The sequence below is a fragment of the Dyadobacter flavalbus genome (assembly GCF_006149045.1).
Lineage (GTDB): Bacteria > Bacteroidota > Bacteroidia > Cytophagales > Spirosomataceae > Dyadobacter > Dyadobacter flavalbus.
The window spans coordinates 282787-296754 of record NZ_VBSN01000066.1 but is presented as its reverse complement, the minus strand read 5'-3'; the positions used below and the strand labels follow the sequence as shown (position 1 = coordinate 296754).

The following is a 13968-nucleotide window of genomic DNA, read 5'->3' as shown; positions in this document are numbered from 1 at the left end:
AACCTGATTCAGGTATCTGGATACTGGGATTAAAGTGATGAAGTCAGCACAAAAAGTTGTATTGAATACTGGGATTCTATATTCCAGAATGTTAATTACCATCGGTATTACATTTTATACAACTCGTGAGGTATTAAATGCCTTGGGAGCTACGGATTACGGTATTTATAATCTGATAGCCGGTGTGATTGCCATGTTGTCATTCCTGAATGCAGCTATGTCCACTTCCACACAAAGGTACTTATCATTTCACCAGGGCAATGCGGATAAGAATGTATTGAAATCTATATTTTCAACAAGTCTGCTGCTGCATATCTGTATAGGATTTATCCTTGTTACAGGAATTGAATTATCCGGATTGTATCTGTTTGATGGATTTCTGAACATACCATCTGAAAGATTACCGACTGCCAGAACGGTTTATCATTTCATGTCAATGTCTGTATTCTTTACAATTGTTTCGGTACCGTTCACAGCATCACTCAACTCAAATGAAAATATGCTGGGGCTATCCATAGTAAATATTATTGAAGTTGTTTTAAAGCTGATCATTGCAATCGGCATAAACGGATATAGTGGAGACCGTTTAATCGCATACGGATTATCCATGGCATGTATCAGTTTTATCAGCCTCATGATTTATGTGGTTTACTGCAATATTCATTATGAAGAATGCACCCTGCGGCTTAAAAAGCATACCCATTTAGGTAGAATTAAAAATCTGACATCCTTTGCAGGATGGAACTTGTTCGGAGCACTAACCGGCATAGGAAAGACACAGGGAGTAGCTATTTTATTGAACGTATTTTTTGGAACGTCAATAAATGCAGCATACGGAATAGCCAATCAGGTATCCAGCCAGATGAATTTCTTTTCGGCAACCATGTTAAAGGCAATCAATCCGAGAATTATGAAAACCGAAGGGCAAGGCAATCGATTACAAATGCTTCGGCTCGCCATGATGGCGAGTAAGTTCGGGTACTTTTTGCTGGCATTTGTAGCCATTCCGTGCATATTTGAAATGGATAACATTTTGAATTTCTGGCTTAAATCTGTCCCTCCTTATACTGCTTCATTCTGTTCATTGATACTGGTGGCAATCATGGTAAATCAGCTTACCGTCGGTCTGGATTCCGCTATACAGGCAATTGGCAAAATAAAATATTACATGATTGTAGCCGGAACAATTAAATTATTGATTGTCCCGGTAGGATATATCCTATTAAAATATGGCTTACCTCCTATTTATGTAATTATAGGCTATACCGTGTTTGAAGGTATTGCAGGAATAGCAAGGCTGAAACTGCTTGAAATAACCGGCGGCCTGGATATAAAAGCATATATAAAAAATGTTTATACAGGAATAATACCCCCAACCCTGGCCATTATATCTTCCTTATATTTTATAGTAAGCATATCTTCCAGCCCTTACCGGCTGTTTTATAACATTCCATTTTCCATTATGATATTCTTTATCAGTATTTACGGCTGGGGATTATGTAAAGATGAAAAACAAATTGTAGATAACTTAATAGCAAACACGTTCAAGCGGCTGCATCTTAAATGGATTTGATCAGAAAATTAACCGGATATATAAACATAATCATTTATCAGCTGCAATATAAATATCTGTTTTCCGGATCCATTGTTATCGTAAAACCAGGATCGTCTTGCTATATTGAAAGGAATGTCAAGATTGTAAATTCCAAAATTACTGTATGCTCCGGCAGTACGCTGGAAATTAAAAAAAATACAAAAATCAATAAAGCAGTTTTATACGTCGAAGGAAAATTAACAGTTGAACCTGATTGCATTATTGAAAACGGAGATTCGCCAGGCAAAGCCACCATCCTAATCTATAACGGCGGATTACTTGAAATAGATAACAATACACGTTTAAGGTGCAAAATCTGGATCAGGTATGGAGGCAAAGTAAAGATTGGTAAATACACCAATATTAATGAAGGAACAGAAATCAGGTCTGATGATCAGATCCATATTGGTGATTTCTGCATGATCTCTTACAACTGTGTTATTTGGGATACCAATACACATAACATTTATCCGGACGAGGAACGGCGCAAATTAACTGTAAATTATTATCCGAAATTCGGGCATGAAATTGAAAAACCGAAAACTGCCAAAATTTACATAGGCAATGATTGCTGGATCGGTCGTGAAGCAGTTATTCTAAAAGGTGTAACCATAAAAAACTCTGTTGTTGTAGGTTACCGAACCATGCTATCCAAAGGAATAATTGAAGATAATAAAACGGTTATACAAGATATCAGTTACAGGGTACTGGATAAATAATATTAATTTATTTTCATGTGACAGAATTTAAAAAAAGAAATAATCAGTCAGGCCCTAGATATATCAAGCTGCTGCAATTACACCTAAAATTATAATTAAAAAAGCATTACAGTGAAAACCAAAGTATTATGTCTATATGGAAACGCACTTTACTATGGTCACGAAAGATCAAACATTCAGGTGTTTAAAACTCTGAAGGAACTGGATTTTGATATTCTGGTTTTAACAAATAAAAGCGGGATAGCACCGGAAGCATTGCATATTCTGGATAAATGTTCCATCCGACATGAAGAAATTACTTATCCAAGTTGGAGCGACATCCGGAAGCCTCATACTTTGCCAAAGGTAATAACCTACATCAGCAAAGTCATTCTGCACAATATTCACTTTATACTTAAATATTTCAGATACAGGCCCGATTACATTTATATCGCCAGTGATTTCATGTATTTGAATCTAATTCCATCGTTTATATGTATACCAACAAAAATAATATACAGGATAGGTGATGCCCCGCTTGTAGGCTGGAAGCCTTTCAAATATTTGTGGAAAAAATACATTACGCTTAGAACTTATAGGTTTGTTTGTATTTCCGGATTTATAAGAAACAAAGTTTCAGAAGCCGGCAGATCATACCATGAAAATGACATGGTCATTTACAATTACCCTCCGGTAAGGAATGATCAGGAAGTAACATCCAAGATCAATTACAAAAAGAATGCAATTACTTTTTCATACCTCGGACAATTGATTTATGGTAAAGGTGTTCACCTGATAATTGATGCAGCATTAGTGATCTGCAATAAATATCAGAATGTAAATTTCATTATAGCCGGCAGTCTGGAATATGATAAAAGATACAGCAATGAGTTGGTGCAGAAAGTAAATAATTCCAAGTTTAAAGAAAGGATACTTTTTCTCGGACCAATCGGCAATACCGAAGACTTTTTTACAAAAACAGATGTAATAATTACTCCTTCTTTAAAAGAGGAACCGTTGGGCAATGTAATCGTGGAAGCAAAATCCTGCGCGACACCTTCTATTATTTTTAATTCCGGTGGTATGCCAGAGCTGATTAAGCATAAACAAAACGGATTTATCTGCCAGGAGTCAACAAAGGAAGGTTTGGTGGAGGCAATTGAATATTACATCGAAAATCCGGATGCTGTAAAAATTCAAAGCAGCAATGCGCTGAATTCAATAAATGAATTAAAGATCAATTATCAGGATTTTAAAAATAACTGGAAAAAAGCATTTTCCTGATCTTACTATAAATCCTGTCTTGACGCAATACCAAATCAAGATCATTAATATCTGAAAAACCAAAATTATCTGGTACCATGACGAAAGTTAATTTTGATACTAATATACATGAAATAGAACATCAGGAAGATGATTTATATGATGATCATTATGAAGGAAGCCAGGAAAGTTTTCTGCTGATCTTCAAAAAATGGTCAACTAAGATTCTTTTATGGCTGTGTATTTTGGAAATAATTTTCTTTCCGCAATTAACTGTTGCTTTTGGAATATTGTATTCCCTATTTGGCTGGATGCTGATAGATAAGTTTGTACTAAAAAAAAATATTGTCTTAAAATATCCGTTAACTTCTATCATCATTATAGGCTACGGACTTTGCAGCTTTTATTTTCCGATACCTGCAACTTTATCCGAAGGAAAATCGATTATATTTAATCTGGATATCCCCAATACTGTTTTTCTGCAAGGCATGCTATCGCTTACGGTAGTCGTTATTTCCTTTTTGGTATATGTCAATATTCAAAACACTATTACAAGCAAATCATTAATCAGAAAAATTTTAAACAAATCAGGATTTTACGCAGCACCAAGCGATTTTCAAATTTGGTCAATGGGCATAATAGGCCTTGTATCCTTATTTTATATATATTATACAGGTAATAACACATCGGAAAATGCTACGAGTTTTTCCAAACTGTTACAGGGATTTTTTCCTTTTGCATATTGCCCGTACTTTTTATTCTTTAAAAATCTGTACTCCCGGTCAAACCCTAAAAAGTCCAGCATTGCCATATTTCTGGCCTACTCTGCGGTTATTCTTTTACTGGCATTTATGACCAATCACAGAGCCACTTTCATGAAAGTCATCATGGGACTTGGCTTTACTTATTTACTTGGCCTCTTTCTTCAACGATTTAGCTTTCAACTATTTACCCCTAAAAAAATATTTATAGGACTTGTTTTATTTTACCTTTTGACAGGACCGCTCGTGGACCTTGGACTTGCCATGGTTGCTGCAAGAGCTTATAAAAACAGTACATCTTCTCTGGGCTTAGTAACCAAGACCATTGATATTTACATGGATGATAAAGCGCTTGATAAAACCAGAAAAAGATGGGAAGGAATTGTTGTTACGAACAAACGTTGGGATGAACATTATGTAGATAATATTTTTTTAGGCCGCTTGTCTAATCTTAAAGCTGCTGATTTAAGCCTGTATCATTCTGAAAGGATTCAGAATACTGCTAAAATGCGGAATTTCCTTTACAATCAAATTACAAGTCTTTTACCTTCACCTGTATTGAATTTACTTGATATTGAACTTGACAAGGTATCTATAAATAAAGCATCTTACGGAGATTACTTGTATTATTTGTCCACCGGCGATTCATACGGGCTACAAAGCAAGCGCCAGGCACAGATTAACGGAGCAGGAATGGCTGCATTTGATTACTGGTATTTACTGATACTCTTCATAGTGATGATCCCGTTGTTCTGGCTTATAGACCTGCTCACATTTACTATTGATAATACAACTTATATTACCGTTCCTGCCCTTACAATCATGCCGATGATCATGACCCTTTTTAACTTTGAAGGACTGTCTACATTCATATCCTTTATTTTAAGAGGCTGGATTCAATTGGTACTGATTTACATTGTTCTGATAAAGATTACGAACGTAATGAAAAAATTTGTTTAATTATGAATGCATTGGAAGAAAGCAAAGGCAGGATAGTCTGGATTGACTTCTTCAAAGGATTTGGTGCTTTACTGGTAGTATTCGGGCATTCAAATCTGCCTGAGAACCTGGCTTGGTGGATATGGTCTTTTCATATGCCTATGTTTTTCTTTATATCCGGTTATTTATTCAATGGTGATAAAACAATTGATCTGAACCGGGTTTTAAAAAGGAGAGTTGAAACTTTGCTCATTCCTTACTTATTCTTTTCCATTCTGTTTATCATTATACTTCCTGTTTTAAACAACACATCCAAAATTCCTCATGAAATAGGTTCTTATAGGGAAGTGATTAAGATTGTTCATGATGGCTGGAAAGGACTGGCACTCTGGTTTATTCCGGTTTTATTTTTTACAGAAATAATATTTGCCGTACTCATCAAATACTTAGGTACCAGGCATATACTTGTATTTTTAATCATTTCACTTCTTTGCCTGCTGGGATATTATTTCAGTATCGGAAGAATACATTTTCCATACAAAGCAGAAGTTATTCCCACTGCTATTGTATTTTATGCATTAGGCTTTTATGGTAAACATCACGTACGAAGCTTTTTAAAATATGCAATGCAATCAGACAGGCAATTTATTACTTTGCTCGCGCTTTTATCTGTCAATATCCTTTTCTGTTATCTCAACAGTGGCAGGCTCGACATGTGTTTTAACAGGATGAACAACATCATTTTCACTTATCTATCTGCGGTATCAGGGATATTCTTTTCAATTATACTTTCTTATTATTTGACCTTTTATCTTAAAGACACTAATTATATTAAAGTCATTGTTACATACCTGGGGCGTAACACAATGATTATATTAGGCATTCACCAATTGATAAAGATCTGCTTATCATCTCTTAGCCTTCTATTTAATCAGACAATATTTTTACTCTTAATGAAGCATATTATCTTTTGGTTATTACTTCATGGAATTATATTGGCAATCAATAAGCATTTTTACTTTGTTCTCGGTAAAAAACGATCTGTATAAAGCGTAAAGTTCTCTATTATTAATATAGAATGAAGTTGTTTACAGATCCGGATATAATAATAAAATACAGTAACATAAACCCTGTTAAAATTAAAACGATTAACCTTTGCCATGAAGCTAGTTTATTTTTACCGACCAAAAATGAAGGGCGTTCATAGCATCGAAACTGTCTTTGGTCAAATCAAGAGCGGTATGCCTGATGATGTAGCATATAAAGATTACGTTTGTACATCAAAATGGATGCGATATCATTCGTTTATAAAAGCTTCAAAATTCCAGGGCGACATCAATCATATTACCGGGGATATACATACCATATCCTTGTTTCTTGATAAGAAAAAAACGATTGTAACAGTTCATGATGTTGGCAGATATGAAAGAGATCTGAAAGGAATCAAAAAATGGATCTTCAAATTGGTTTGGTTAACATTTCCGCTGAGAAGAGCATCTTACATCACAACTATTTCTGAATTTACAAAAAGAAAATTAGTTGAGATATGCAAAATACCTGAAAATAAAATCAGGGTTATACCCAATCCGGCACCCGAAGATTTCCAATTCAGTTATAAAGAATTCGACCAGAAATTACCCGTCGTAATGCAGATCGGCAGCGGAAACAATAAGAATATATACAGGCTTATTGAAGCAGTAAAAGACACTGATTTCAGACTATTGCTGATCCGCAAACCGGATCAAACAATCAAAGACCTGCTCATCAGTTACAAAATCCCTTTTGAATGGCATACAGATTTGAGCAGATCTGATGTTTACGAATGTTACAAAAAATGTGACATATTATTCTTTGCATCTGAATACGAAGGATTCGGCGTTCCGATTCTGGAAGCCAATATAATTGGCCGGCCAGTAATTACAAGTAATATTTCGGCTATGCCGGATGTAGCTCACGATGCTGCCTTGTTGATAAACCCATTCAGTACGGAAGAAATAAAAGAGGCATTACTCAGAATTAAACAGGATGCAGATTTACGTGAAAGACTTGTTCAGAATGGATTAGCAAATGTTGCCAGATTTTCAAAACATCAAATATCCAATCAGTATTACAGCCTTTACAATGAAATACTGAAGAATACCAATGAGTAACATGAAATATTTCTTTTGGCAAAATACAAACAGTATTCATCAATCTGCTTTTTTCAAGGCATTGGCCGGTATGGATGCTGGCGAGGTTACGCTGATCGTTACCATGAACTTACCCGGTTTTCGCAAGGAAATGGGATGGAGTGAACCCGAGCTTACAGGCGTAAATATTATTCATCTCAATCAAATCAAATACGACTGGAAGGACATTATAGATCAAAACAAAAGCTCTGACTGCATTCATATTTTCTCAGGAATTGCAGCATTTGAAAATGTGCAGAAGGCTTTTATCCATGCTATAAAAAACAATTGCAGAACAGGAATCTTTACCGAACCGCTGGATTTCAGAGGATTGAAAGGAAAGCTCAGACAATTAAGAGGATACTATCATAAATTCTTATATTCTTCATCGATTGAATTTATCTTGCCAACCGGCAAAAACGGAATATCGCAATTTGAAAACTGGGGATATAAAAAGGACATAATATTTGAATGGGCTTACACTGTTGAAAATTCTGCAGTAGACATCAATATGCAGGACTTAGGCCATCAGGAAACAAGATTCAAACTGATGTTTGCAGGCTCATTAATCCACAGAAAGGGATATGATATCCTGATAAATGCACTCGGCAAAATAAATCATGACTTCATTGCAGATTTTTATTGCCTTAAAGAAAATGAAATCAAATCCGGTAAAATTATAGAGTTGGAAAGCGGCCTCCATGGAAAACTCAGTCTGCTTGCTTTTTTATCAAATAAGGATTTAAGGTCTAAAATGAACGATTATGACTTGTTTGTTCTTCCAAGCAGACATGATGGATGGGGAGCAGTTGTTTGTGAAAGTTTGATGGAAGGCACGCCTGTCCTGGTCAGCAAATTCTGCGGATCAAGCAGTATTATGGAAAACAGCAATACCGGCAAAGTACTTCAAAGTCTGGACGAAAATGATCTGGCTGATCAAATTGATTATTATTTAAAAGCAGGGAAATTAACCATTCAGCAAAGAGTAAAAAACCGCAACTGGGCTCAGAAAAATATTTCGGGCATTGCCATGGCTGCTTACTTTCAGGAAATTGTTTTGCATCTAAACAACCGGATGAAAACAGCTAAGCCCGAAGCGCCCTGGATGAAAAAGGATGAATACGCAACAAGCCTGCTCTGAAAATTACTTTTTCAAAGAGAATATTCCGGCGTTCAGACTTTTTGCCGATTACCGGATCCTGATGAATTATTAGATGAGCTTTTAACCGGGATATTATATTAACAATTATGAAAATATTACGCGTTATTTGGAGCATGGACCCCAAAGAAGGTGGCCCGTGCCAGGGTATTCGCAATTCTATACCGGAATTAGCCAAGCTTGGCGTCTACAATGAAGTAGTTTCTTTGGATTTGCCAAATTCCAGATTTATCTCCGGTGATTCTTTTACTATTCATGCAATCGGGCCACGAAGCGGACCCTGGTCTTATAATGCAAAATTGAAGCCTTGGCTCCTGGAAAACTTACAGCGGTTTGATGCAGTAATTGTACATGGACTTTGGCAATATCATAGTTACGCTACATTTAAAGCATTAAGCCAGTTAAAAAAACAAAGTCCCGAAACTGCAATTCCGAAGTTATATGTAATGCCCCACGGAATGCTGGATCCCTGGTTTCAGAAAGCAAAAGGCAGAAAGCTGAAGGCAATCAGGAACTGGATATTCTGGAAACTTGTGGAAGGGAAAGTAGTTAATCATGCTGATGGCGTTCTTTTCACGTGTAATGCTGAATTGAAACTGGCCCGTGAAACTTTCCAGCCTTATCATCCCTTACGTGAAATCAATGTAAGTTATGGAATCAAGTCTCCGCCTTCATTTTCGGAGTCAATGCGCAATTCATTTCTGTCGGTTTGTCCCGGTATTAAAGAATTTCCTTACTTTTTATTCCTCAGCCGTATCAATTATAAAAAAGGTGTTGATATATTGATTCAGGCATACTCGATTGTTTTACAGGAATGTATTGCAATGAACAAAACTTTGCCGAAGTTGGTAATTGCAGGCCCGGGAATTGATTCCGGCTATGGGTTGCCATTGTACAAGCTGGTATCAGAAAGTGCTTTGTTAAGTCAGAACATTTTCTTTCCCGGCATGCTTTCCGGTGATGTTAAATGGGGGGCATTTTACGGATGTGATGCATTTATTCTCCCTTCCCATCAGGAGAATTTCGGAATAGCAGTTGTAGAAGCACTCGCATGTTCAAAACCTGTTTTAATTTCAAATCAGGTAAATATCTGGACCGAAATTGAAGAAGCAAAAGCAGGAATCATAGAAGATGATACTCTGAATGGTGTTGTCCGCATGCTGAAAAAGTGGATTGAAACCAGTGAAGTTAAGAAAGAAGAAATGGGTCGAAGGGCAAAGAATGTATTCAACACACAGTTTGCCATCGAGCCGGCTGCATTGCAGTTTCTTAAAGGTATCCAGCAATAGAATCAGGCTTTTGCCATGCACATTTTAATTATCCATTTATCTGTAGAGTTTAAAAATAATGCAGTCTTTAAATGAATTTTCAATGCCTCCCGAATTTCGCGGTCGTCCGGGATGGTACGTTCAGCTTTGGTGGATCATACAAGCTTTGTTTTTCAAAACATCACCTCAGTTTATGTACGGATGGAGAAGGTTTCTGATGCGTTTATTTGGCGCTAAAATCGGAAAAAATGTAATTCTTCGTCCTTCCATGCATACGCAGTTTCCCTGGAAAGTGACAATTGGTGATTACAGCTGGATTGGAGATCATGCCGTATTGTATAGTTTGGGGCCGATTAACATAGGAAGCAATGTTGTCATTTCTCAAAAAAGCTACTTATGCACGGGCTCTCATAATTACCTGAAAAATGACTTTCCGATTTATTTTGAGCCGATCCATATTGAAAATGAATGTTGGCTCGCTACGGATGTATTTGTAGGACCGGGCGTTACAATCGGGAAAGGAACGGTAGTTGGCGCACGCTCGTCCGTCTTTAAATCTTTGCCCGCAAATAAAATATGCACGGGTTCTCCGGCCAAGCCGGTTAAGGACCGCCTGCATCAACATGAACTTGAAAAAACCGCTTATAAAAAGTAATGTAGAATTTTGCCTTATACGTATTCCTGTCCATTTTAAACTTCTGATTATCATTTATGCAAAATGCACATTGCATAAACATCACCGATCTGTATTGTCTTTAATACGGTTTCTTTCTATCCCGAACTTATAAAAAAACGATCGGATGTTTCGATGAAAGCCTAGCGCCAGGTTGCATGCGAAAAGAAAATTATCCTGCTAAATATTATATAATTACTCTTTTTACATGATCGCAGTTCCTATCAACATTTCAAAAATTTCCTACATTAAAAAGAAATTAATTTATCATCATCAGCTAATATATTTTAACAAAATAGTTTGCAGCAAAAAGAATTATTTGGTAACATTGTTGTAGAAACTATTTTATGGATACTTGAAGAATGTTTTTACAAGTTGCATTTAAATACTTAGCAAATAATCTGTTGCATGTTCATTGGTTTATCGAAAATGACAATAATTGCAAACAGGCTTCCAGGTCGATAAAATTCGTACTTAAATGAGATATACGATATATAACAGCTTTACAACATGCGGATATTAATTTTCGGTATTAATTACGCTCCGGAACTAACAGGTATTGGCAAATACACAGGAGAAATGGCCGCATGGCTGGCCGGTCAGGGACATGATATGACAGCCGTAACAGGATTGCCGTATTACCCGGAATGGGAAATTCATGACGGCTATAAAAAGAAGTGGTGGGTAAAGGAACGCATTGATAATGTCAACATATACAGGTGTCCGTTATACGTCCCGAAGAAAGTTACTGCGGTCAAAAGGATCATTCACGAGTTTACTTTCCTGCTTGGGATGCTTCCAGTGTGGCTAATGCTGCTGTTTGGCAGAAAGTACGACCTGGTGCTGTGCGTTTCACCGCCTTTTCACATGAGTATTCTGCCGTTGATTTATGCCAAAATCCGTGGCGTCAAGCTCGTTACGCACATTCAGGATTTGCAGGTGGATGCTGCGCGCGATCTGGGCATGATCAAAAACAAGCGCGGATTGGACTTGATGTTCAGAGTGGAAAAAATGATCTTTGACGCAAGCTCTGCGATTTCTACAATCAGCCCGGGAATGCAGCGGAAAATCATTGCAAAAGATATATCTCCTTCCAAAATCATCCAGTTCCCCAACTGGGTGGATGAATCGGTTATTAACCCGATGCAGAAAATACATTCGCTCCGAAATGAATTCGGTATCAATCAGGACGTAAAGGTTATTCTGTATTCGGGAAACCTTGGTGAAAAACAGGGGCTTGAAATCATTGTGGATGTTGCAAAAAGTTTTGAAAACCAGAAAGATGTTGTCTTTGTCATTGTAGGATGCGGCGGCGGAAAAGAAAAGCTGGAAAATCTGGTAAAAGAATCCGGTCTGTCCAATATCCTGTTTTTTCCGTTGCAGCCTTACGACAAGCTCGCGCCGCTGCTGGCCATGGCGGATTTACATCTGGTTTTACAAAAGCAGTCTGCATCTGATCTGGTTATGCCCAGCAAACTGTCTGCCATTCTGGCAATCGGCGGATGCCCGATCGTTACCGCCATTCCCGGCACTTCGCTTTACGACATTGTTTTCAAGCACCGCATGGGCATTCTGATCAAGCCCGAATGTGCCGCTTCATTAAAGAACGGCATTGAGCTGGCCCTGAAAACGGATCTTACCGAATACAGTAAAAATGCACGCAAATATGCCGAACAATTCCTGAGTAAGGAAAAGGTGCTGCGGCATGTGGAAACATCCCTGAAAGAACTGATTGGAAAATCCTCGACACCGGCGCAGGCGGTTCAGGAAAAGCAGTCGGAACGCATCGAAAAAGTGCAGGCTTTATCCCAGCCCGCTTTTAAAATAGCCGAGGAAATCTGAACAAACCCGAAACCCTGACTGTCGAAACAAAACACAATTTCAATTTAACCGCTACAATTTTGACTGCTGATTTATACGATCATAGGATTCTTGTCAAATCAGTAAATCTTGTTCCCGGAAAGATTGTTTTCGCTTGTTGCCTAGCATACCGAAAGATGCCGAAATTAACTTCACTCAACGTTGCTGATCTATGAAAATTCACTATTTCGGAATTTTGTTCAAGGCACTTCAGTGGACTGATATAGCTCTTCTGAATGTTTCCTTCATCGTTGCCTGTCTGCTCCGCTTCGACAGTCTGAATTTAACTCACGACAGTAATTATAACAATCTGCTGCTTGTAACCAATCTTGTCTGGATATTTACAACCTACGTTTTGCGGACTTATGCTTCCATAAGTGTTTCCTTTCATTTCAGAGAGCAGATCCTGATGCTTTTCAAGGTTCTGATGCTGCATGGAGGCTTGATGATGGCATTTCTTTATCTTGGAAAAAACGGTGAAGATTACTCGCGCTCGCAGTTTCTGCTTACTTATGTCCTGTTTGTAACATTCTCTGCATGCGTGCGTTACTGCGGTCTGCTTTTTTTACAGTTTGGCCGGAGGGCAGGTTATAATTACAACAGGTATGCCATTATAGGCAAAGGATCGCTGGCAACGCTGATCAACAAATACTACGACGAACGTAAAGAGCTTGGATACCAGTTTTACGGAATGCTGGAACTGAATTCGGGAGACAAGGCTCAGACACTGGAATCTGTGGTCAAAGATAATAAGCTGGATTACCTGTACTGCTGCCTTTCCGAAATGAACGATGAGCAGGTCCGTGACATTATCCGGATTGGCGAATGCCAGAAAACGCAGATCAGGCTGATCCCCGATTTCCGCGGTTTCATGACCAACATGGCCAAGATTGAATACCATGATATTTATCCGATTATCCAGGTTAATACGAAACCGTTTTCCAGCGTTAACGAGCAAACCATCAAGCGGATTTTTGATCTGGCATTTTCGGCCATTGTAATTATTGCCGGCGCTCCTGTATTTCTGATCATTGCAGCCGCTGTAAAGATAAGTTCCAAAGGGCCGGTCATTTTCAAACAGGAACGATCGGGACAGTGGGGTGAAATATTTCAGATCTACAAGTTCAGAAGCATGTACACGGATGCGCATAAAACGGGATTGAAGCATTCTCAGGGCATTACGGATTCCCGCATTACGCCGGTAGGAAGATTTTTAAGAAAAACCCGTCTGGATGAACTGCCGCAGTTTTTCAATGTACTGAAAGGCGATATGTCTGTTGTCGGCCCAAGGCCGCTTTTTAAATATGATGTGGATATGCTGATGGAAGCCGAGCCGCATGACTTCCAGAGGCTGCTTACCGTAAAACCGGGCATTACGTCCACCGGACAGATCCATGTAGGTTATGCAGACAACGTTGCCAAAAATCTGGAAAGACTCAAATATGATCTTAAATACCTGCAGTCGTACAGCCTGCTGGATGATGTTCACCTTATTTTCCGTACCGTTCAGGTGATGCTGTCGGGACGGGGCGTGTAAGGCAGCTGTCTAAGCATTGTAAAAATTTTCAATCAACTGTTTTTTATT

General features: G+C 38.0%; 11 protein-coding genes. All 11 read left to right on the top strand.

The window, feature by feature from the left end; translation table 11 throughout:
- Window positions 1–88 precede the first annotated feature (88 nt).
- The 11 genes from FEM33_RS21765 (at window position 89) to FEM33_RS21715 (ending at window position 13920) form a co-directional block, all read left to right on the top strand.
- Window positions 89–1573: an MATE family efflux transporter gene (locus tag FEM33_RS21765; protein ID WP_201747822.1), complete on the top strand. Its 1485-nt coding sequence runs from the start codon at window positions 89–91 to the stop codon at window positions 1571–1573.
- Window positions 1564–2313, top strand: a complete 750-nt coding sequence (locus FEM33_RS21760) for an acyltransferase (RefSeq protein WP_139014082.1) — start codon at window positions 1564–1566, stop codon at window positions 2311–2313. The genes FEM33_RS21765 and FEM33_RS21760 overlap by 10 nt, the downstream gene beginning before the upstream one ends.
- A gap of 180 nt (window positions 2314–2493) precedes the next feature.
- Window positions 2494–3576, top strand: a complete 1083-nt coding sequence (locus FEM33_RS21755) for a glycosyltransferase family 4 protein (RefSeq protein ID WP_161597208.1) — start codon at window positions 2494–2496, stop codon at window positions 3574–3576.
- A 77-nt stretch (window positions 3577–3653) separates the two neighbouring features.
- Window positions 3654–5276 (top strand): hypothetical protein, encoded by a 1623-nt coding sequence (locus tag FEM33_RS21750; RefSeq protein WP_139014080.1) that lies wholly within the window; start codon window positions 3654–3656, stop codon window positions 5274–5276.
- Between the two features lie 2 nt (window positions 5277–5278).
- The gene (locus tag FEM33_RS21745; protein ID WP_139014079.1) at window positions 5279–6304 is read left to right on the top strand and encodes an acyltransferase family protein; all 1026 of its coding nucleotides are present in this window, start codon (window positions 5279–5281) and stop codon (window positions 6302–6304) included.
- A 111-nt stretch (window positions 6305–6415) separates the two neighbouring features.
- A complete protein-coding gene (locus FEM33_RS21740) occupies window positions 6416–7405 on the top strand; it encodes a glycosyltransferase (protein WP_139014078.1) in 990 nt (329 codons plus the stop codon).
- A gap of 1 nt (window position 7406) precedes the next feature.
- Window positions 7407–8564 carry a glycosyltransferase family 4 protein gene (locus tag FEM33_RS21735; RefSeq protein ID WP_161597207.1) on the top strand — a complete coding sequence of 386 codons (1158 nt, stop codon included), beginning with the start codon at window positions 7407–7409 and terminating at the stop codon, window positions 8562–8564.
- A gap of 107 nt (window positions 8565–8671) precedes the next feature.
- Window positions 8672–9871 (top strand): glycosyltransferase, encoded by a 1200-nt coding sequence (locus FEM33_RS21730; RefSeq protein WP_139014076.1) that lies wholly within the window; start codon window positions 8672–8674, stop codon window positions 9869–9871.
- Window positions 9872–9929: 58 nt separating this feature from the next.
- Window positions 9930–10505, top strand: coding sequence for a putative colanic acid biosynthesis acetyltransferase (locus tag FEM33_RS21725; RefSeq protein WP_139014075.1), 576 nt, complete (start codon window positions 9930–9932; stop codon window positions 10503–10505).
- 528 nt (window positions 10506–11033) lie between these two features.
- A complete protein-coding gene (locus FEM33_RS21720) occupies window positions 11034–12365 on the top strand; it encodes a WcaI family glycosyltransferase (RefSeq protein ID WP_139014074.1) in 1332 nt (443 codons plus the stop codon).
- Window positions 12366–12555: 190 nt separating this feature from the next.
- Window positions 12556–13920, top strand: coding sequence for a sugar transferase (locus FEM33_RS21715; protein WP_139014073.1), 1365 nt, complete (start codon window positions 12556–12558; stop codon window positions 13918–13920).
- The last annotated feature ends 48 nt before the right edge of the window (window positions 13921–13968 follow it).

What these genes read in the sequence shown, in the direction of transcription:
- FEM33_RS21765 (WP_201747822.1), top strand. Translation starts at nt 89, where the DNA reads ATGTTAATTACCATCGGTATTACATTTTATACAACTCGTGAGGTATTA.
- FEM33_RS21760 (WP_139014082.1), top strand. Translation starts at nt 1,564, where the DNA reads ATGGATTTGATCAGAAAATTAACCGGATATATAAACATAATCATTTAT.
- FEM33_RS21750 (WP_139014080.1), top strand. Translation starts at nt 3,654, where the DNA reads ATGACGAAAGTTAATTTTGATACTAATATACATGAAATAGAACATCAG.
- FEM33_RS21745 (WP_139014079.1), top strand. Translation starts at nt 5,279, where the DNA reads ATGAATGCATTGGAAGAAAGCAAAGGCAGGATAGTCTGGATTGACTTC.
- FEM33_RS21740 (WP_139014078.1), top strand. Translation starts at nt 6,416, where the DNA reads ATGAAGCTAGTTTATTTTTACCGACCAAAAATGAAGGGCGTTCATAGC.
- FEM33_RS21735 (WP_161597207.1), top strand. Translation starts at nt 7,407, where the DNA reads ATGAAATATTTCTTTTGGCAAAATACAAACAGTATTCATCAATCTGCT.
- FEM33_RS21730 (WP_139014076.1), top strand. Translation starts at nt 8,672, where the DNA reads ATGAAAATATTACGCGTTATTTGGAGCATGGACCCCAAAGAAGGTGGC.
- FEM33_RS21725 (WP_139014075.1), top strand. Translation starts at nt 9,930, where the DNA reads ATGCAGTCTTTAAATGAATTTTCAATGCCTCCCGAATTTCGCGGTCGT.
- FEM33_RS21720 (WP_139014074.1), top strand. Translation starts at nt 11,034, where the DNA reads ATGCGGATATTAATTTTCGGTATTAATTACGCTCCGGAACTAACAGGT.
- FEM33_RS21715 (WP_139014073.1), top strand. Translation starts at nt 12,556, where the DNA reads ATGAAAATTCACTATTTCGGAATTTTGTTCAAGGCACTTCAGTGGACT.